Raw genomic sequence first — 20670 nt, forward strand, 5'->3', positions numbered from 1 at the left:
ACATAACACAGTTGACAATGTCAACAACTTTTTTAAAGTTTTTTATGTTGTGTTTTGTCTGTCACATCTCAGCGACATGTAATAATATACCAAGTCTTTTAGGAAATTGCAACTATTATATTGAGTTTTTTTAGTTTTTTTTATTTAGCTGTATAAACCCAGTAAATACCTGTGTATTATTCGTCTTTTACCTACAAACAAGAACACTCTTCCTTTATAACATTCGCAAAAGTAATCACCATGAAAACTGACTTCTGACAATCGCCCCTACTTACTTGGTATAAATTAGCTAAAAATAAATGTAAAAGCCCACTAAAAATTAGCGGGCTTTCTTTGTTAACGCATCGTTGGAAAAAGTAACACATCGCGAATTGATTGGGAATTTGTCAGCAACATAACCAGTCGATCGACACCAATTCCTAAACCACCTGTTGGCGGCATACCATACTCTAACGCTTCTATAAAATCATTGTCGATTCCATGTGCTTCATCATTCCCTAAATCTCGCTCACGATCTTGAGCTTCAAATCGTTCACGCTGATCAATCGGATCATTTAATTCAGTAAAGGCATTACCATACTCATTTCCGACAATAAAGACTTCAAAACGATCTGTAAAACGACTATCTTCTGGATTTTTCTTCGATAACGGTGACACCGCTACAGGGTGACCATAGATAAATGTTGGTTGAATTAAGGTGTCCTCAACAAATTCTTCAAAGAACTCATTGACAACATGACCAAATTCCATGTGCTCCTCAACTTTAACATTATGTGCGTTCGCAATTTCACGGGCCTCTTCATCGGTCATCTCCTGCCAGAAATCAACACCTGTCTGCGCCTTGATTGCATCCACCATATGCAAACGAGTCCATTCACCACTCAAATTGACTTCCGTTTCACCATAAAGAACCGTTAAACTACCATTTACTTTTTGAGCGACATGCTTAATGATCCCCTCTGTTAAATCCATAACATCACGGTAATCCGCATAAGCTGTATAGACTTCTAACATGGTAAATTCAGGATTATGAGTCGTATCAATTCCTTCATTACGGAAAACTCGCCCAATTTCGTAGACTTTTTCCATCCCACCAACAATTAGTCGTTTCAAATGCAGTTCTAGCGCAATTCGTAAATACAATTCAATATCAAGAGCATTATGGTGTGTAATAAACGGTCGAGCCGCAGCTCCACCTGCCATATTATGTAACGTTGGCGTTTCAACTTCTAAGTAATCATGATCGTTTAGATAATTACGAATTTCCTTAATAATCTGGCTACGTTTCACAAACGTATCAAAACTATCGCGATTACTAATTAAATCTAAATAACGTTGGCGATAGCGCTGCTCCACGTTAGTTAAACCATGATATTTATCTGGTAAGGGACGAAGAGCTTTCGTTAGAAAGGTTAGGCTCGTTGGCTTAATTGTCAATTCACCCATATCTGTTTTCATGATATCACCGGTCACACCGATAAAATCACCTAAATCAGCCTGTTTAAACAAGTCGTATTCTTCTTCACCGACTGTATCTTTTCTGACATAAATCTGAATTTGCCCTTCTCTATCTTGCAAATGAGCAAACCCTACTTTTCCTTTACCACGCTTAGTCATTATTCTACCAGCAACCGTTGCTGTTAAATGTTGATCGTTTAGCACTTCTTTAGTCATGTCACCATATGCTTCGTGCAATTGCTTAGAATTATGGCTACGATCAAATCGTTGGCCAAATGGATCCATTCCAGTAGCCTGTAACGTGGCCATCTTTTCTCTACGAACCAATAATTGGTCATTCATTTCTTGTTGAGTATTTTGTTCCTCAGTCACTCTGTTTCCTCCGTTCTTTCAAAAGCTACATTCTTCTATCTATAATGCCACACTAAAAACAAAAAAGGCAAGGGAAATCTTTCCTTTTGCCTTTTTTATCCATTTTAAACACTTGATACCCTCATCTTTTAGCTGGTAGTATTCACTTAACGTGCAAGCCCTCTAGCTTCTGTTGCATCCACAAACTCATCCAACAACGTAATAATTTCCGCTTGTTTAGTCGCTTGATTAATCGCAACCTTGGTTTTTGCCGCTCGCGGAATCCCCTTCAAATAATAAGCAGCATGCTGACGAAATTCGCGGGCACCAATCACTTCACCCTTCAAGTCAACTAAACGCTCTAAATGAAGCTTAGCAGTTTTTATCTTTTCACGTGCCTCAGGTTCTGGTAATAACTCACCCGTCTCCAAATAATGCTTGGTTTGATAAATCATCCACGGATTACCTAATGCAGCACGTCCGATCATAACTCCCTCACAACCAACCTCTTCAATCATCCGCTTGGCATCTTGAGGCGTTCGGACATCACCATTCCCCATAAAAGGAATCGTTAACTGCTTTTTGACTTCCCGTAGAACATCCCAATTCGCTTTACCTTCATACATCTGAACACGAGTCCGACCGTGCATAGCAACTGCCGCCGCACCAGCTTTTTCTGCCGCCAACGCATTCTCAACAGCAAAAACATGTTGATCATCCCAGCCAATTCTCATTTTAACCGTTACAGGTATCTTGACAGCCGAAGCCACCGCCTCAACCATCTCATACACCTTATTAGGATCCAATAGCCACTTAGCCCCTGCCTCATTTTTAATCACTTTATTGACCGGACACCCCATGTTGATATCAATAATTGCCGCTTTTGTATTTTCCTCCACAAATTTGGCCGCCTCAACCAAGGTATCTTTACCGCCACCCATGATTTGCACACTTAACGGATGCTCACTCTCATCGATATAAAGCATCTCTAAGGTCTTTTTATTTCTAAATTGGATCCCTTTATCACTAATCATTTCGCACACTACTAACCCTGCGCCAAACTCTTTGACCGTTACCCGAAAAGCAGCATTACTAATACCGGCCATTGGTGCAACGACCACTCTATTAGGAATCTCAATATCGCCTATTTTCCACATAGTGGTTCCCCCTTATTCCTTACCCGATCTCTTCCAACAAAGCTGTTAAATCAGCTTCATCAAACTGATACTTATTACCACAAAAATGACAGACCGCTTCCGCTCCCTGATCCTCATCAATCATCGTTTGAATTTCTTCCCTCCCTAGGGAAATAATTGCAGATGAAAACTTATCCTTCGTACAATCACAATGAAATTGGACAGGCACCTTGTCCAAAATCTTGACATTCTCTTTACCTAACAACCGGTTAAGAATCTCTTCAGGTGTTTCCCCTTGCTCAATCAAACGCGAAACAAATGGAATTTCGGCAATATGTTTTTCGATTTTAGTAATCGTTTCATCCGTTGCACCTGGCATCACCTGAATCATGAAACCACCAGCAGCTTTAATCGTGTCATCTTTATCAACCAAAACACTTAACCCCACAGCAGATGGCACTTGCTCAGAATTAGCCAAATAATACGTGAAATCCTCACCTAATTCACCAGAAACTAAAGGTACTTGTCCTGAAAAAGGCTCCTTGAGACCTAAATCCTTAATAACAGACAGCACACCTGCCGTCCCAACCGCTCCTCTAACATCAATCTTTCCTTTATCATTTAAAGGCAAACTAACATGAGGATTTTGAATATACCCCTTCACATTACCATGCCCATCAGCTACTACAATAATTGATCCTCCGGGACCATCCCCTTGAATCTTAACAGTGATTTTGTCCTCACCTTTATTCATCGCACCTAACATCAAAGAACCGACAATGCTTCTCCCTAAAGCGGCAGAAGCCGTATTCCACGTGTCATGGCGATGCTGCGCTTCCCCAACAGTTTTTGTAGCATTAACAGCAAAAGCTCGTATTTGACCTTCAAAACACAACGCTTTTAATAAATAATCTTCCATTTAAATTCACCTATTTTTCTAGATTTTAATTGTCCTTACTATCTTAAACCGAAAAATCATTTTAGACAATTTTGCTGTTTGATAGTGTATCAAGAATAGAAATTGATTGCAAGCTCTCTGGTATCATCCAAAGCAAAAGTGGGCTGCCAAGGCAACCCACTTGATTTAACGCTTATTTGTAGCGATCTTCGAATTTTTCTTTTTCATACTCGGTTTTCGCTTCTGCTTTTTCTTCATCTGTTTGCTCTTCAGCATCATCTGATGGAACTCTTGGTGTCACAGGTTCGTCAGTTGTTTTAACTGGTTCATCAGCTTCCAAAGCTCTCTCTTTATCTTCTTGCTTCTCTTCCTCTTGCTTCTTCGCTTCTTTTTCTTCTAAGGCTCTTTTAGCTTCCTCAAAAGTACCAGCCTTTTCACTTGGGAATTGATTAGCAATCACATCAGCAGGCATCACACCATCTTCGAAAAGTGATTTAATGCTACGAGCATCTAATGTTTCAAACTCTAACAATTTCTCAGCAATTAATTTGTGCTGCTCACGATGCTCTTCAATAATTTGACGAGCCTTCGCATGAGCTTCGTTTAGAATACTACGAACTTCTTCGTCGATTTCAAACGCAACTTGCTCAGAATAAGCCTTAGTTTGACCATAATCACGGCCAACGAAAACTTGATGATTCCCTTCATACTGAACAGGTCCTAATTTATCGCTCATACCGTACTCAGTTACCATGCTACGAGCTAAACCAGTTGCTTGCTCAAAGTCATTGCTAGCTCCCGTTGATTTAACCCCAAAGATAATCTCTTCAGCAGTACGACCACCTAGTAAACCAACAATTTGTTCAAACATTTCTTTCTTAGTGATTAAGAAACGATCTTCCTTAGGAAGGGAAATCATATAACCACCCGCACGACCACGAGGAACAATTGTTACCTTATGAACCGTGTTAGCATCATCTAACACTAGCCCACAGATTGTATGACCCGCTTCATGGTACGCAACCAATTCACGCTGCTTCTTGCTGACAACCCGATCTTTCTTAGCAGGACCCGCAATAACACGGTCTTGTGCTTCATCAATATCAGAAGCATCCACTTTCTTTTTATTACGACGAGCAGCCACTAAAGCTGCCTCATTCAAGACATTCTCTAAATCAGCCCCGGCAAAACCTGGTGTTTGTTGAGCAACGACTTTCAAATCAACATCCGCTGCCAATGGTTTATTCTTGGCATGAACTTTAAGAATCGCTTCACGCCCCTTAACATCTGGGCGACCAACTAAAATTTGACGGTCAAAACGACCTGGACGTAACAATGCTGGATCCAAGACATCAGAACGGTTAGTTGCCGCAATGACAATAACACCTTCATTCCCACTAAATCCGTCCATTTCAACAAGTAATTGGTTCAGGGTTTGCTCACGCTCATCGTGTCCACCACCCATACCAGCTCCACGTTGACGACCAACCGCATCGATTTCATCAATAAAGATAATCGCAGGAGCCGTTTTCTTAGCTGTTTCAAATAGATCACGAACACGGCTTGCACCGACCCCGACAAACATCTCCACAAAATCAGAACCTGAAATTGAATAGAATGGTACGCCGGCTTCACCTGCTACTGCTTTAGCTAGTAATGTTTTACCTGTTCCTGGAGGGCCCTCTAATAGAACACCTGCCGGAATTCTAGCACCAAGCTCCACAAAACGACGAGGATCTTTTAAGAATTCAACCACTTCTACTAATTCTTGTTTCTCTTCCTCAGCCCCTGCTACATCAGAGAAACGAACTTTATTGGCTTTTTTATCAGCTTCTTTGGCTTTTGATTTACCAAAATTCATTACACGGCCACCGCCGCCACCTTGCTGACCTTGCCCCATCATCATGTAAACAAAGAAAATCATCACAATCAATGGTAGGAAAGAGAACAACATTGACAACCAAACACCATTGCTAGATTGTTCTTTAATTGTTACTTTCGTTTTAGCCGTTGTGGCATTTTTAGTAATTTCTGCTAATGTCGCATCATTAGGCAAGACGATGGTTGTAAAGCGATCATTCGCCACATTACTTGAACCCAAAATCGATAGACCTTTGTCTTCAACTTTTGGTTTGTCATAATACGTTCCTGTAATCTTATACGCACCATTAGCTGGCTGTATTTCCATGTCTTTAATTTTATCATTTTTTAACTGCTCAGAAAACGTTGAATACGTTATATCCGAACCGGGGCTTTTCTTATCGCCAAAGAAAAAGAACACGACCATTGCCATCGCTAAAACTAGCAATATATAATAGAGTGTATTCTTCATTCCCCCGTTTTTCTTTTTATTCATATAGGGCCTCCCTCTAATCACACAATCTTTTTGTCACGCATATTTATTCTAACATACTTTTGAAATATTATTAGTTATTTGTCTCGTAAATCTCAGGTTTTAATACGCCTACAAATGGTAAGTTACGATAGTTTTCTTTATAATCAAGTCCACAGCCCACAACAAACTCATTTGGCACATCGAAACCAGAATAGTCAGGCGTAATATCAACCACTCGCCCCTCTGGTTTATCTAAAAGCGTCACAATTTTAACTGACTTAGCTTGACGGTATTTAAATAATTCAACTAAATATTTTAAGGTTTGACCACTGTCAATTATATCTTCAACAATCAGCAAGTCACGACCTGCCACATTGGTATCTAAATCCTTAATAATTTTAACCTCTCCAGAAGAAACGAGCGCTACCCCGTAGCTTGAAACATCCATAAAATCCATCTCTAATTGCATGTTCATTTCGCGAATTAAATCCGCCATAAATGGAACAGCCCCTTTTAAAATACCAATCACTAACGGATTTTTGTCTTGATAATCCTTCGTAATTTGTTGACCCAATTCTTTTGTTTTAGCTGCTATTTCTTCCCTTGAATACAATGATTTTTCAATGTCTTTCTCTAACATAAGAGTCTCCTTCCAAGTCTTGCTTACTCTTTTGAAAAGCTTTTAAGGACTATCAGTCCAACTTTAAATAGATAAGCCTGTAATGTATTTTATCAGTTTCTTTCACAATACTCAAATAACTTTTCTTAATTGGGACAATCCACAGAATTTCACCTTGTGGTTCGCAAACTAACCAGGTTTGCCAACGTTTATTAGCCGGTATTTTCTCATCAATAAAAATCCGACTAACTTTCTTATGATTACCTGCTTGATTAAAAATAACTCGGTCTCCAGCCTCTGCTTGTCGAACGATTAAATGCTTCATTGCCACATCTGCTGAAACAGGACAATCAAAAGCCTGCCACTGGGCAATCTCAGGTGGTAGCCTTAAAGGCTGATCCACTCGCTCAAAGCCTAACCATTCAGTCGAACTAAGGTAAATACCCGCTCCTACCTCAAGGTGTCGCGGTGAATCACACATACTTTCAGCAACCACCGTCTTACTCAAATAGGCTTCATCATAACTTTTTTCAAAGTGCCACCCTTTAGATAAATGAAACTCATGAGCCCCGTCATCCGCTCGTAACATCACTAACAGTTGCATAAGTTGCTCTTCGTTTACAGCTACCCCGTCAGAAACGAGCGCTCTCTGAAAAAGAGCAACCAATAGCATGTATTGTTGACTCTCCTTTAACAGACGAAACTCTGTCAGATCGATTCGCCAAGACTCAGCTACTACTCTCATAACACGTGGCCAAATTTCTTTGACCGTATCCTCTATAATATCATTAGCATACGCAATTTGTTTGACTAAATTATGAATATGTTTTAAAAAGTTTGCGTTTTCTGCTTTAAATTGTGGAATAAGTTGGTGTCTCACACGATTTCTAAAATAATCATGACTGTAATTACTTTCATCTTCAACATACGGTAACTGTTCCTTTTCTGCCCATGTCAAAAGCTGCTCCTTAGAAAAAGCTAGCAAAGGCCGATGAATAACCAGTCCATTTCGGTAACTGGTTGGGCGGATACCTACCATATTTTGGAGCTGAGCCCCTTTAGTCACTTTCATCAAAATAGTCTCTGCCTGATCATCAGCATGGTGTGCTGTCACTACACAATCATACTTCTCACGATCACATATTTCAGCAAAAAAAGAGTAGCGAGCTTCTCGGGCTCTGCTTTCCACATTTCCTACCTCGACTTGCTGATCCCACCTCTTAACATAAAAAGGAATCCCAGCCTGTTGACAATAAGATTCTAAAAAAAACTCCTCCGCCAAAGAGGCTTCTCGCAACTGATGATTGACGTGAGCCACTCCAAAAAAAGGACGTTCCGTCTCAGACAATTGCTTAAATAGCCCCAACAGCACCATTGAATCCACACCGCCAGAGACAGCCAACAAAACCCGATCAGATTGTCGCCAAAAGGATTCTTGCTTATTTAATTGCCTAAACTCTCGGCTTAACACCACATACCCTCCTTATTTCAAAACCAATGCACCTAACAAGAAAGGGGGTGGGACAAAAGTCCTACCCCCTATTTCACGAATGCTATGCGGTCCATACACTGAAATCTGCTCATTACACTTCAAAAAAATTGCGAGCCACCATTCATTGGTCTTTAAACCTTAGACATGAGGGACATCGAAGTAACTTACAGGTTACACAACTTCGTATAAGTTCAATTATTTAATTACGTCGTCCGCCACGACCGCCACGTTTGCCTTCAGTGTTACGTTTTAACGAAGTCAAACGATCATCGCTGTCTTTCAAGAATGAACTCATTAACGAGTCAAAATCATCCTTTTTGTGAGCAGCTTGGACAACCGGTTTTTTATATTCTTTTCGTTGAGGGCGAGTAAATTCTTTTTTCGGTGCTCTTTCAGGCACTTCTTCGGAAACTCGGCGAATGGATAAACCAATCTTACCATCATTACCAACAGACATTACTTTAACTTCAACAGTTTCGCCTACCTTAAGTACATCATTAATGTCCTTAACGTAATTATTGGAAACTTCACTAATATGAACCAACCCTGTTTTACCTTCACCTAGATCGATAAATGCTCCAAAATTTGTAATACCTGACACTTTACCAGAAATTTTTGCCCCTACTTCGATTGACATAAAAAAGTTGTTCCTCCTTAGTATTTTTAACCCTTTTTTATTATAGTAACTCACCTACAAGCCCAATACCTATTTCGACGATTGATTCGTCTCAGAATTAGTAGCGGATTCATCGGCTTTTGTTTCTCCACGAGAATTTGGATTGATTTGCGGGATACTGTAAACACGTTCTCCCTCTTTAGTGTAAAAATATTTTTGACGTGCTAATTTTTGCAAATAAGCCGGATCCTCTAATAGTTTCACATCATATTTCAACGAAGCCACTTGCGCTGTTAAATCTGCTTGAGTTGCTTCAGCTGTCGCCTTTGTCTCATTCAATACATTGATACGTTGATAACTACGCAATAAATTAAACCCACTTAACACGAAAACAACTAACGCTACAGCAAAAATAACCGCTAAACGACGACGTTTAAAAATGATTCGCTTTTGTTGTTTATTAAATTGTTTAATTTGTTCCTTAGTAAATTGATTGCCAATAGACGCAACATTAGACTCTTTTGGCTTTGGCTGTTCAATTATCTTATCTTCCATATCAAAAACTCCATTCACGGATTCAGTATCATAGACATTATATCAATAAGGACGGCCATTGTCTAATCTAAATTTTCGAAGGTTTTCTCTCTTGTTTCACTGACAATTTCATACATATCTTGCGCGTCCTCTTTTTTGGTCGAATCCTTCAAATCCAATACTTTAACTTCAAGGGTTTTATTCCCAAAAACTATTTTAAGTTGATCGCCAACTTTAACACTTGTCGACGATTTTGCTAACTGGCCATTGACTTGTATACGGCCTTTATCCGCCACTTCTTTCGCCACTGTACGCCGCTTAATAATCCGCGACACTTTTAAAAATTTATCTAAACGCATCGTTGTTCCTCCTATTTTATAATTACCAATTTTTTTACTTAATAACACAAGATAAAGTTATCCACCATACCTTATTTCTTTAAACGCAGCAGCTTCTTCCCCATCGGAATCGCTAGCCACTCTCTTAACGTAAACAACTCACCTTTAACCAATAACCAAACAAAAATGCCTCCGCCAATTACGACCCCAACGATTGCTGCTAGAAAAAATAACACACGCGACCCAGTTGCTAACAACCACGTTTCTATAAGTAAACGATACGCACCAACACTTGCCACCATCGCTACAAGACACTTCATTAATTTCCATAAAAAAATAGCATTAACGGCCCCTTTTGTCTGCTTTGGCGAATAATAAATCAAAATAAGCAAGCAACTAACCAAGCCAAGTAAAGTTGCAAGGCTAGCCCCTGTTGTACCTAATGTCCGAGTCAATAGTGGACTCGTCACAATTTTAATCACGCATCCAACACTCACGCCATACAACGGCGGTCGGTAATGGTTACGACTTTGAAACAACGTTTGAAAAGCTAACACTAGCGACATTAGGAAAATCGTCCCCATAAACAAACTCAATGACACTTCTTCGCCGTTGTCTCCAAAAAGACTTCGGTTAACATATGGAAGCAGTAAAATTAATCCAACACTAGCTGCACTAGAAACCACAACCGTTAATCGTAAAAAAGTAGCCACTGCTCGTTGATAAAAAACATATTTTTTTTCTACATGGTACTTCGTCAACGTAGGTAAAAAAGAGGTAGTCAACGCGACCGCAATCACCAAACCAACTTGTACCAGAGGCTGCCCTCGGTCATAGATTCCTTTAGTTACTTTAGCTTCCATATTCGTTAAACCAAAAACTACCAACTGATTTTTTATCACAAATGAATCAACGAGCTGAAATAATACCAGTAATGAACTGTAGCCACAAATCAAACCACCCTCTACTAAAAAGCGGCGCAAATAGACGCGTGACTGAGTCGTTTGGCCAAGACTATGCAATAAGCCTTTTAATCCAATCCCCTCAGTGACTAATGAGGATGTCATTAAGATAACAAGCGCTCCACAACCACCAACAACCGCACCCGCCATCGCAATTGTGCCGATTTGATAAATTGACCAATCAAGTCTTGTCAAAATGAACGCCGCGACTAGAATGACACCCACTCGTAAAACTTGTTCCCATAATTGAGAATAAGCTGTTGGTCCCATAACTAGTTCCCCTTGAAAGTAACCTCGATAACTAGTCAAAAAAGGGGTGAGTAAGAACACGAATGAGACCATCTTTATCATAGGCGACAACGCCTCATCACCCATCCAGCTAGCCAGTAAATCACTGCCAAAAAAGGTGACTGCGAACAACACCGTAGATAACCAAAAAACTAAAGGGAAAAGCTGCCTAACAACCACTATTTTTTGAGTCTCATCCTCTTGCTCAGCAACCAATTTTGAGACAAATATCGGCAATCCGGAAAGAGCCAACGTCATCGCAATCCCATAAATTGGATAGACTTGCTGATAGGCGTAAAACCCCTCATCGCCAACCATATTTTGAAAGGGAACTCGGTAAATAGCACTCAAAATTTTGACAATAAAAGAGGTTGCCGTCAATAATAGCGCCCCGCGCATCAACCGTTGTTGACCTGCTTTCGCCATGTCTCTCACCTACACTTCTTCCATCGCTTCTTTGCTAACATACTTTTCTTGTCGAAGAGCTGTCACAAATTGAGAAAGTTCCATCAACCATACCGCCGCACTCATATCCTTTGGTATCGTGAGCGTAATTTTCATCTGAGCATCATCTAATCCCAAATCAGCTTCCAATTTGGTTGCCGTTAGCGTCTTAATAATCTGCTCCACCTTGTAGGCATTGGTTCCCGCAGTACTCAATAGTAGGCTCAGTTTATTTTTTGTTCGACGAATACTTTCAATTAATGCAAAATCACCGTTCATCTTAATCAGACCAATTGACAGTAAGTAACCAACCTCATCAGGATATGGCCCAAAACGGTCAAATAAATCATTTTCCAGTTCCTCATACATGTCCATTGTTTCTAATTGGCGAACTCGTTTATAAATTTCAATTTTTTGACGCTCATCAGTTATATACTCTGAAGGAATATACGCATCAATTCCCACATCGATCTCTACAGAGGTTTTGTAATCATGGGTGGTTGACCCTTGTTTACGCGCTACAGCATCGCTTAACATTTGAGTGTACATATCAAATCCGACTGAATCAATAAAGCCGTGCTGTTGAGCGCCTAGTAAATTTCCAGCTCCACGAATAGATAAATCACGCATCGCAATCTTAAACCCTGACCCTAACTCGGTAAAATCTTTAATCGCTTGAAGACGTTTTTCACTCACTTCATTTAAAATTTTCTGCGGCTCATACATGAAATACGCATAGGCTACGCGATTACTCCGACCTACCCGACCTCGCAATTGATACAATTGAGACAAGCCCATGTGATCCGCGTTCTCAACAAACAGCGTATTAACATTAGGAATATCCACTCCAGTCTCAATGATAGTTGTCGTCACAAGTACATCGTACTCTTTATTAACAAAATCATATAAAACATTTTCCAGTTGAATCTCAGTCATTTGACCATGAGCGTGGGCAATTCGAGCATCTGGAACTAACTCCAATAACTCATCCACTTTTTGGACAATCGTGTCCACACGATTATACAAGTAAAATACCTGACCTCCGCGAGCTAACTCGCGCTCAATCGCATCACGAACTGCCCCAGGATTTTTTTCCATGACGTAAGTTTGCACCGGATAACGATTAGCCGGTGGTGTTTCAATCACTGATAAATCACGCACACCAAGCATTGACATGTGAAGTGTTCGAGGAATCGGTGTCGCCGTCAACGTTAGCACATCCACTTCAGAACGAAGCTGTTTAAGTCGCTCTTTGTGCTTCACACCAAAGCGTTGCTCCTCATCAATAATCAACAGACCTAGGTCTTGAAAATTAATATCTTTCGATAAAATTCGATGTGTTCCTACAACAATATCAATTTGACCTTTGCGCAAAGCATCCGTGGTTTCTGTTTGTTGTTTTTTAGTTCGGAAACGACTTAACAAACCAACCGTTACTGGAAAACCTGCAAACCGTTCAAGCATCGTTTCATAGTGTTGCTGAGCTAAAATAGTCGTTGGCACCAAAAAAGCAACTTGCTTGCCGTCTTGAACCGCCTTAAAAGCTGCTCGCAAAGCAACTTCTGTCTTTCCATACCCAACATCCCCTACTAATAAGCGGTCCATTGGTTTAGTTTTCTCCATATCGCGCTTAATTTCCTGAATACTCCTTAGCTGGTCCTCTGTCTCACTGTATGGAAACGCATCTTCAAATTCCTTTTGATAATCATCGTCTGGCGAAAAAGCATACCCTTTTTCAGCTTCACGAGCTGCATATAATTGAATCAAATCATCCGCGATATCTTCAATTTTAGCGGTTACTTTACTACGTGTTTTGGTCCACTCGCTGCCACCTAATTTATTGATCTTCGGCGATTTAGATTCTGATGCAACATACTTCTGAATAAGATTAAGCTGTGTCACTGGGATAAATAATTTATCATTATTCTGATAAACAATCGTCATATAATCCTGATGAACCCCATCCATTTGGAGAGTCTCCATCCCAACATATTTACCGATCCCGTGATTAATATGAACCACGTAGTCACCAGGTGTTAACTCATTGTAGCTCTTTAAACGCTCTGCATTAGAAATGGTTTGCTTACGAGCTCTTTTTTTAGCTACCGTCTGCAACAACTCACGTTCTGTAATAACAACTAGCTTTTCTTCTGGTAGCTCAAAACCTGATTGTAACTGCCCAACCGCAATTTGAACCTTGCCATCCAATAACTTATCAGCCGTCGTAATAACCGCTGACATACCATGATCAATAAACATCTCTTCAGCTTTTTTACTTTTTTCTTCATTAGAAACTAATACGATGACTGTTTCATTTTTCTTCTGCCAACGCTCCATTTCAACTTTTAACAGTGGCATCTGACCGAAAAATTGTTGCATCGCTCTAAACTGAATATTATGAACAGCTTGAAACTTTAAATTTCCCATACCTTTTTGAAATAAAGAAAAGAAACTAATATGACAAGGTGTCTGCTTTAAGACCTGACGAAACTCTGCTCCTAAGGCTTGATCTGGAAACACCCTTAATTCTTGAAGCTTGAGTGTCAGCCACTCAGCCTCTTCAAGCAGCATCTCTTTTTCAGCTTCCAAAACTCGTGGGTAGTCATCCACACAGATCAAGTCACCAGTCTCTAGATAGTCAAATAAGGATGTTTTGTCAGCATATAAAAAATCTAAATAATAGCGCGCATCATCTGTTGGATTACCTGATTGCCACTCACCAATTAAGGTCTCAAAATAGCTTCTTAGTAACTCTTTATCAGTCTCTTCTTTAACCACCGCTACATGTTTAGCTAAGGCATCCTTTAAGCGCTCTGCTCCCGCGCTTAACTCTGCCTCACCAACAAATACATCTGTTGCTGGACTAATAGTAATCTCCTCAATCGGCTGAATAGACCGTTGAGTATCTGCTTCAAAATAACGAATTGAATCTACCTGTACATCAAAAAAATCAATTCGAACAGGGTAATCGGTCGTCAATGGATAAATATCTAAAATACTGCCACGCAAACTAAATTCTCCTGGTTTGCCGACCATCCCTTGACGTTCGTAACCCATGAGAACTAACTGCTTAATTAGTTGATCAATGTCAACCTCAGCCTCTTTAACAATTTTGCGTTCAAAATTTTGCCAATCATTTGGCGCAGGTAAAAACTTACGTACCCCAGCCAAAGGAACCACAATAACACCTGGCTGACCACTTGCCAAAAATGACAATGTCGTCACTCGTTCTGCCACAGCTTCTGGTGAAGAGAATGACATCTCAACGGAAGTTACCTCATCAACTGGAAACAAATGAAGACGATCATCAGGGATTACATTCCGTAAATCATCTATTAAATTACGCGCCTGGTATAAATTAGCTGTTACAAGAACGACACGTTTTTGCTTCTCCTGAAATAAGCTAGCCATAACCAGCATTTTAGCTGAACCAGCTAATCCTGTGACTAATTGCTGTTTAGCCGTATCCGTTTGGTCCAACCACGACCGCACTTTTTCTGATTTAATCACCTTATCTAAAATACTCATTAATTGTTATCCTACTTCCTATGTCTTCATATTAAATTGATTCATTGCCTCAGCAAAAGTATGACCTGCCGCCCAATAAAGACTTGCATCGGCCGCTTTTTTAACAGAAATTAATATCTCCTCATGAGTTTCTTTTGGAAAAGTTCCTAGTACATGAGAAATCACATCTTGACCTGGTCGTGGACGATCAATGCCAATTCTAATCCGATTAAATTCTTGAGTTCCTAAATGTTGAATTAAACTTTTAATTCCATTATGACCACCAGCACCGCCTTTTTGACGTAAGCGTAAACTACCAATCGGTAAATCCAAATCATCGTAGACAACTAATAAATCAGCCATCTCCAAATTATAATAAGACATTAACAGTCCTACTGAGCGACCAGATTCATTCATAAAGGTCACCGGTTTCGCTAAGATAATCTTTTCACCACCAATAAAAAACTCCGCAATTTCTGCTTCACACTGATGCTTATTAAATGATGCCCCTTCTCGGTGCACTAATTCGTCAATTGTAATAAAACCGATATTATGTTTTGTGGCCATATATTTTGGGCCTGGATTACCTAATCCCACTATTAACTTCACTAATGATGCCCCTTTCAATTAATCAACTGACTGAAAATCATGTTAGAAAAACCCTGAAATTTTACTCAGTCATACACAAAATAGCTGAGCGATGAGTCACTCATCGCCCAGTTTTCCTTCAATTATAACACATCTCTGGAAATCTTCATAAATAATTTACTTGCTTTCTACTAAGAAAATTTCTATATTTAACTTAGGAGCGCCATAACTAGTCAGGCTACTAGTTATTAACCTGTCATTGATTCTTAATATTCTCTTAAAACGATTCAATTTCACCTCAAAGACTCCCATTAGCAAAAGAAATAGGTCGCAATTTCTAGCCGATATGTTACAATATGATTACAAAACATAAGAAGGAGCTTTTTTAATGAAAGCAAAGAATTGGATATTTATCTTAATAGGCGTACTTTTAATCCTAATCATTGGTCTCTATGCCTATCAAGTTAATTTTTTTAAACAGCATTATTTCCCACAATCTTCGGCCAATGGTGTCGATGTTAGTCAGATGACTCTTGAACAGGCCGAAAAAGTAATGACCGATCACAATGCCAAAGAAACATTTGACATTCTTGATAATGGACAGGTTTGGAAACAGATTCCCACAAGTGAATTGGGTATGGAATACAATTACTCTCCTGACCTAAAAAAAATATTAAGTGAACAAAATAACTATTTATGGTTTATGAGTTATTTCAATAAAAAGAATCATGAATTGAAAGATGCCTCCGTTAATGAAGAAAATTTAAAAGCCTTCACGGACTCACTCACAAATGAAATCAGTGAACTTAATAAAAGTCGTACCGTGTCCGTCAATGCTACGATTAAAAAAAATGACCAAGGGTTTGAAATAGTTCCAGAAGTTCAAGGGAACAATATTGAAACGGATAAAGTCATTGAAACATTGAAAACAAACCTAACAACAGGAAAAGAAAATCTCGAGTTAGAAACATTTATCGCAACACCAACAGTCAAATCTGATAATGCTGATTTGAAGAAAAATTTAGATGAAGTAAGTCGCATCACTAATCAACAAGTTAACTATGTTATTAATGGTAACAATGTGGCCATATCAAAAGGTGACATTGCCAATTGGATTAATTACGATGGCGCCAACAACAAAGTGGCTCTGGACAAGGAAAAAATCAGAGCTTATGTTGCCTCTATCGGTGACCAGTATAACACTAGTACTAATCCAACCACTTTCAAAAGTACCGCTCGTGGTGAGGTGTCTGTTCCAAGTGGTTCTTACAGTTGGACAATTCAAACTGATTCTGAGACTGATACTCTTTACGATGAGCTTTTAAAAGGAAATGGCGTTAATCGCTCACCAATTGCTCAAGGAAGTGCCTCAATCAGCTCACCTTTAATTGGCAATACGTACATAGAAGTTGATTTACAAAGTCAGCATATGTATTACTACCGCGATGGTGGCTTAGTTTTAGATACTGACATTGTCTCTGGAAAACCAGCCACACCAACACCTCCTGGCGTGAATTACATCTGGAACAAAGAACGTAATTCAACCTTACGAGGAACAAATGACGATGGCTCCAAGTATGCAACTCCCGTTGATTATTGGTTGCCAATCGATTGGGCTGGAGTGGGGATCCATGACTCTAATTGGCAGCCAGCATATGGTGGACAATTGTGGCAAACAGCTGGCTCACACGGTTGTGTCAATACACCGCCTGATGTCGCTGGTAAACTCTTTGATGCTGTTGAAGTTGGTACGCCAGTATTAGTCTTTTAAACAAATAGAGAGTGAGACAAAAGTCGATTTGGCTTTTGTCTCACTCTCTATTTTTCTTGGTAAAGTAACCCCGCTTCAGCGAGCCCTTCTCGAATCTGAACAAAATGAGCGTAATCAAGACATCGCAACGTGTGCAGATGAATCCCGCCGGTCAAATCAAGTAATAAGCGAGCATTTTTTTGCATGATTTTTTGGATAAATAGAGCCACATCCTCTTTTGTACGGATATCCAAATTCCCTGTCAACTCACCATAAAAAGGATGATCCACAGACACATTCTCCACTATGCCGCCTAGGTTAACAATCAGCAACAGCTCTGCTTCTGTTTCTGCCAATTGATGCTGACACACTACCTGCCCACGGTAACACTCAGGAGTTTCTTCCTGCTCTAAGACATAACCTTTAGCAGTTGCACGTACTGCCACTCCCGCTGCCCGAATCAAGGCAACATCACCGACAATAATTTGACGACTCACGCCAAAATCCTTAGCAAACGCTGACGCACTCAATGGCTTTTCTGCTGCTACTAATTGTGCCACAATCAACTCTCGCCGCTCTTCTCCTGTCATGACATCACTTCCCATTAGTCTTTGATTGGTAATTCTTAGAAATAGCTAGCATTTCTTGATAAACCTCAACAATACTAGCTTCATACGACAGTTCTTTCACATAACTTCGAATTTTATCTAAAACAATGGCTTCTCGTTGACCATCTAAAATATCTAATTGATTCTCTCGTTTAATCCTCGCCACTTCTGTGACAACTGACATCCGCTCTTCCAATAAAGCGACAATTTTTCGATCTAATTCATCAATCTTTTTACGTTGCTCAGTTAACATAATCTTCCTCTTTTCCATGGTCACAGCTCGCTAAAAAATTCTACTGCATCCTCTGTCACCATCAGGTAGTCCTCTTTTAAACAAAGAGGCTCATTATTCACCACAATCACTTGACTTCCCGGTTTCTTGAAACGTAACAAATCACTAAACGGATACACCTTAAAACTCGTTCCAACAATCACCAATACCTCTGCCGATTCAACTGCTTGAATGGCCGACTCAATCACTTGATTAGCTAAGTTTTCTTCATATAAAACAACATTAGGTCTAAGATGTCCCTCACATTCTCTATGTCGATCACTCATCAAGTACTCATCTACGGTTACCTCTTTTTGGCACGTTAGGCAATAGCACTCATACAAACTGCCGTGAAAATTAATTACCTGACTGCCTGCCGCCTGATGAAGCTGATCAATGTTTTGTGTCACAACTACAACTTCTTTTTGACTTCCTAGTTGAGCCATTTTTTGATGAATACTATTTGGTTTAGCCAAAGGATGATACAACTGCTTAATAAACCCATAGAAAACAGCTGGTTCAGTCATCAAACAACTATGACTCAACAAATACTCCGGCTTCTCAAGTCCTTCATACACGCCACCCATCGACCGATAATCAGGAATACCTGACGGAACAGAAACGCCTGCTCCTGTTAAAAAAGTCAGGTGCTGACTCTCTCTTATTACAGCCAATGCTTGCTCTCGTCTACTCATCTTTATCACCTCTCTTCATTATAACAATAAAAAAGGACTCATTCTAGCTGATTAGCCATCATAAAAACCTAAAATAGCAATCGCCACCATAATCATCCCAATCACTAAATACTGCTTAACCGTCAATTTTTCCTTTAAAAAAAGTCGTGATAAAAGAACTGAAACAATGCTATAAGATGAAATCAGTGGAGCAACCACAATAGCATTACTTGCAATCGCACCAACATAAAAAAATTGGCCCAAGGTCTCACAAAGAGCTGCTAACGTACGATACTTCTCTTTCCTGATGGACATCTTGTCCCTCTTTATTAAAGTTAAATAGCCCAAAATAACACAAGCAACTATCAGAAAGGTTAATTCATAACTGATTAAGGCTTGATCCTCAGACATAATCTTCTTAGTTTCTAAGTAATAGCCATCGAGAAACGTTCCAGCTCCATCAATTACACAATACAAAATTGGAAAAATAATTGCCACTGCCCCTAGTCGGTATTTTTTATCAATCGTTTCCTTTGCATCAGCTAAAGCACGATCGGCTTCTTTCTTTTCATAGTAAGACAATAAAAATATTCCTACTGAAATCAAGCCTACTGCCACAAATTGAACAAAAGCCATGCGACTACCCAAAATCAAAAATGACATCAACGCTGAGACCGCTCCCGAAGAATTACTAATCGGCGATGAAATAGATAATTCAATATACCTTAAGCCCAAATACCCAATTGCCATCGATAAAATATACATGGCTGAAACAGGCAAATAAAGAACCAGATTATGCCAATCAAAATTAACTTTTTGATAGATCATCATATAAAAAACAGCATGTAAACCCATTACAAGGCCAACCATTACAACTGTTTTTAGCGCACTATTAGACTCTGCAGGATTATTTCCTTTTTTATAAAATAAATCTGCCGTTCCCCACGCTAAAACCGTAATTAGTGCTGGAATAAACCACACTATTATCACCTACTTTTCCTATTTGTCTTATTAAAAATAACGTAGAATCCTTTAAAGGTCAATAGACCGCTTTTATTCCTCTCGTCACTATTAAAGGCAGAGTTTGTGATAAAAAAAACAGTTTTCTAACAGTTTTCAATGACAAGGCCTAGATAAGATGTTAAAATAGCAAGTGAGAAGAAAGAGGTGGAAAAAATGGTAGCATTTTTAATTTATTGGGTGAGTATTTTGGTAAGTATTGCATGGATCGTTATCAGCACTGGTTTCTCTATTTATTACTTAACGAACAAAGAAAATGGCAATTTATGGGCATTTGCACTATTTAACGTTTTAGCAGCTATCGTTCTAGCTATTGTTTTACTTGTTTATAAGACATGGGATTTCGGTATCACCACATATAGCTCGCTAATGTACGCACTAATTGCAGTTGAATTAGTCTTAGCAGTTATTAAAGCTGTTCTTGGCCGTGAACCAAAGCTAGAAACAGCTAAATAAACCAAGCAGCACTTATATGAATCATCACAACAATTAAATACGTACCTCAGATATGAGGTAGAGGTCGCGATAATTAGGAATGGTAGTCGAGTATGAGGATACATTGACGCTATCAGGAGGGAACATCGCCGAAATATCTATTAGCCTCACTAATAGATATTGGGACAACAGTTGATAGCTGTTGAACTGTCTTAGTTTGTAAAAACTAAGTTGCGCTAGTCATGTCTAAAGGCAGGATGAATTAATCCGTTATAGCGACCTCATGAAAAAATCATGAGGTCGCTATTTATTTTTCATCAAGTGACGCAACAAGCAATTCAAATAA

18 protein-coding genes and 1 riboswitch are annotated in these 20670 nt (G+C 39.4%); of the genes, 2 read left to right on the forward strand and 16 right to left on the reverse strand.

From position 1 onward, the window contains the following. Positions 1-336: 336 nt before the first annotated feature. The 12 genes from lysS to pth form a co-directional block, all read right to left on the reverse strand. Positions 337-1830 carry a lysine--tRNA ligase gene (lysS, locus tag AC5KOD_RS17730; RefSeq protein WP_496915921.1) on the reverse strand — a complete coding sequence of 498 codons (1494 nt, stop codon included), beginning with the start codon at positions 1828-1830 and terminating at the stop codon, positions 337-339. A 146-nt stretch (positions 1831-1976) separates the two neighbouring features. Then, a complete protein-coding gene (dusB, locus tag AC5KOD_RS17735; protein WP_496915922.1) occupies positions 1977-2966 on the reverse strand; it encodes a tRNA dihydrouridine synthase DusB in 990 nt (329 codons plus the stop codon). A 19-nt stretch (positions 2967-2985) separates the two neighbouring features. Then, a complete protein-coding gene (gene hslO, locus AC5KOD_RS17740) occupies positions 2986-3864 on the reverse strand; it encodes an Hsp33 family molecular chaperone HslO (protein WP_496915923.1) in 879 nt (292 codons plus the stop codon). A gap of 172 nt (positions 3865-4036) precedes the next feature. Then, positions 4037-6199, reverse strand: coding sequence for an ATP-dependent zinc metalloprotease FtsH (ftsH, locus tag AC5KOD_RS17745; protein WP_496915924.1), 2163 nt, complete (start codon positions 6197-6199; stop codon positions 4037-4039). A 70-nt stretch (positions 6200-6269) separates the two neighbouring features. Beyond that, on the reverse strand, positions 6270-6818 hold the full coding sequence (hpt, locus tag AC5KOD_RS17750; RefSeq protein ID WP_496915925.1) for a hypoxanthine phosphoribosyltransferase: 549 nt from the start codon (positions 6816-6818) through the stop codon (positions 6270-6272). Positions 6819-6870: 52 nt separating this feature from the next. Next, positions 6871-8268, reverse strand: coding sequence for a tRNA lysidine(34) synthetase TilS (tilS, locus tag AC5KOD_RS17755; RefSeq protein ID WP_496915926.1), 1398 nt, complete (start codon positions 8266-8268; stop codon positions 6871-6873). A 220-nt stretch (positions 8269-8488) separates the two neighbouring features. Beyond that, positions 8489-8926: a S1 domain-containing RNA-binding protein gene (locus AC5KOD_RS17760; RefSeq protein WP_209532140.1), complete on the reverse strand. Its 438-nt coding sequence runs from the start codon at positions 8924-8926 to the stop codon at positions 8489-8491. A gap of 69 nt (positions 8927-8995) precedes the next feature. Continuing rightward, a complete protein-coding gene (locus tag AC5KOD_RS17765) occupies positions 8996-9460 on the reverse strand; it encodes an FtsB family cell division protein (RefSeq protein ID WP_496915927.1) in 465 nt (154 codons plus the stop codon). A gap of 62 nt (positions 9461-9522) precedes the next feature. Then, complete coding sequence (locus AC5KOD_RS17770) at positions 9523-9798, reverse strand: RNA-binding S4 domain-containing protein (protein WP_496915928.1); 276 nt, start codon at positions 9796-9798, stop codon at positions 9523-9525. 71 nt (positions 9799-9869) lie between these two features. Beyond that, on the reverse strand, positions 9870-11453 hold the full coding sequence (locus AC5KOD_RS17775) for a putative polysaccharide biosynthesis protein (RefSeq protein WP_496915929.1): 1584 nt from the start codon (positions 11451-11453) through the stop codon (positions 9870-9872). 9 nt (positions 11454-11462) lie between these two features. Continuing rightward, positions 11463-14999, reverse strand: coding sequence for a transcription-repair coupling factor (gene mfd / locus AC5KOD_RS17780; protein ID WP_496915930.1), 3537 nt, complete (start codon positions 14997-14999; stop codon positions 11463-11465). An 18-nt stretch (positions 15000-15017) separates the two neighbouring features. Beyond that, on the reverse strand, positions 15018-15587 hold the full coding sequence (pth, locus tag AC5KOD_RS17785; RefSeq protein ID WP_496915931.1) for an aminoacyl-tRNA hydrolase: 570 nt from the start codon (positions 15585-15587) through the stop codon (positions 15018-15020). Positions 15588-15954: 367 nt separating this feature from the next. Here pth and AC5KOD_RS17790 point away from each other — a divergent pair, with 367 nt between their 5' ends. Then, positions 15955-17337 (forward strand): L,D-transpeptidase family protein, encoded by a 1383-nt coding sequence (locus AC5KOD_RS17790; RefSeq protein WP_496915932.1) that lies wholly within the window; start codon positions 15955-15957, stop codon positions 17335-17337. Positions 17338-17384: 47 nt separating this feature from the next. Here AC5KOD_RS17790 and AC5KOD_RS17795 read toward each other — a convergent pair whose 3' ends face one another. From AC5KOD_RS17795 to AC5KOD_RS17810, 4 genes are read right to left on the reverse strand one after another with little or no spacing between them, the layout of a single operon-like run. Next, complete coding sequence (locus AC5KOD_RS17795; RefSeq protein WP_496915933.1) at positions 17385-17906, reverse strand: transcription repressor NadR; 522 nt, start codon at positions 17904-17906, stop codon at positions 17385-17387. A gap of 4 nt (positions 17907-17910) precedes the next feature. Further along, positions 17911-18177 carry a chorismate mutase gene (locus tag AC5KOD_RS17800; protein WP_496915934.1) on the reverse strand — a complete coding sequence of 89 codons (267 nt, stop codon included), beginning with the start codon at positions 18175-18177 and terminating at the stop codon, positions 17911-17913. A gap of 20 nt (positions 18178-18197) precedes the next feature. Continuing rightward, the gene (locus AC5KOD_RS17805) at positions 18198-18890 is read right to left on the reverse strand and encodes an NAD-dependent protein deacylase (RefSeq protein ID WP_496915935.1); all 693 of its coding nucleotides are present in this window, start codon (positions 18888-18890) and stop codon (positions 18198-18200) included. A 51-nt stretch (positions 18891-18941) separates the two neighbouring features. Next, the gene (locus AC5KOD_RS17810; protein ID WP_496915936.1) at positions 18942-19859 is read right to left on the reverse strand and encodes an EamA family transporter; all 918 of its coding nucleotides are present in this window, start codon (positions 19857-19859) and stop codon (positions 18942-18944) included. A gap of 186 nt (positions 19860-20045) precedes the next feature. Between AC5KOD_RS17810 and AC5KOD_RS17815 the strand changes: the two genes are divergently transcribed. Beyond that, the gene (locus AC5KOD_RS17815) at positions 20046-20345 is read left to right on the forward strand and encodes a hypothetical protein (protein WP_496915937.1); all 300 of its coding nucleotides are present in this window, start codon (positions 20046-20048) and stop codon (positions 20343-20345) included. Positions 20346-20395: 50 nt separating this feature from the next. Next, a riboswitch (Lysine riboswitch) is annotated at positions 20396-20571 on the forward strand. Positions 20572-20670: the final 99 nt, after the last annotated feature.

The organism is Vagococcus sp. WN80Y (assembly GCF_059621045.1).

Bases quoted from the DNA above. Each gene is read 5' to 3' on its own strand.
- AC5KOD_RS17805 (WP_496915935.1), bottom strand. From the start codon at position 18,890: ATGAGTAGACGAGAGCAAGCATTGGCTGTAATAAGAGAGAGTCAGCAC.
- AC5KOD_RS17790 (WP_496915932.1), top strand. From the start codon at position 15,955: ATGAAAGCAAAGAATTGGATATTTATCTTAATAGGCGTACTTTTAATC.
- AC5KOD_RS17815 (WP_496915937.1), top strand. From the start codon at position 20,046: ATGGTAGCATTTTTAATTTATTGGGTGAGTATTTTGGTAAGTATTGCA.
- AC5KOD_RS17800 (WP_496915934.1), bottom strand. From the start codon at position 18,177: ATGTTAACTGAGCAACGTAAAAAGATTGATGAATTAGATCGAAAAATT.
- ftsH (WP_496915924.1), bottom strand. From the start codon at position 6,199: ATGAATAAAAAGAAAAACGGGGGAATGAAGAATACACTCTATTATATA.
- AC5KOD_RS17765 (WP_496915927.1), bottom strand. From the start codon at position 9,460: ATGGAAGATAAGATAATTGAACAGCCAAAGCCAAAAGAGTCTAATGTT.
- AC5KOD_RS17760 (WP_209532140.1), bottom strand. From the start codon at position 8,926: ATGTCAATCGAAGTAGGGGCAAAAATTTCTGGTAAAGTGTCAGGTATT.
- mfd (WP_496915930.1), bottom strand. From the start codon at position 14,999: ATGAGTATTTTAGATAAGGTGATTAAATCAGAAAAAGTGCGGTCGTGG.
- AC5KOD_RS17770 (WP_496915928.1), bottom strand. From the start codon at position 9,798: ATGCGTTTAGATAAATTTTTAAAAGTGTCGCGGATTATTAAGCGGCGT.
- hslO (WP_496915923.1), bottom strand. From the start codon at position 3,864: ATGGAAGATTATTTATTAAAAGCGTTGTGTTTTGAAGGTCAAATACGA.
- AC5KOD_RS17775 (WP_496915929.1), bottom strand. From the start codon at position 11,453: ATGGCGAAAGCAGGTCAACAACGGTTGATGCGCGGGGCGCTATTATTG.
- AC5KOD_RS17795 (WP_496915933.1), bottom strand. From the start codon at position 17,906: ATGACAGGAGAAGAGCGGCGAGAGTTGATTGTGGCACAATTAGTAGCA.
- hpt (WP_496915925.1), bottom strand. From the start codon at position 6,818: ATGTTAGAGAAAGACATTGAAAAATCATTGTATTCAAGGGAAGAAATA.
- dusB (WP_496915922.1), bottom strand. From the start codon at position 2,966: ATGTGGAAAATAGGCGATATTGAGATTCCTAATAGAGTGGTCGTTGCA.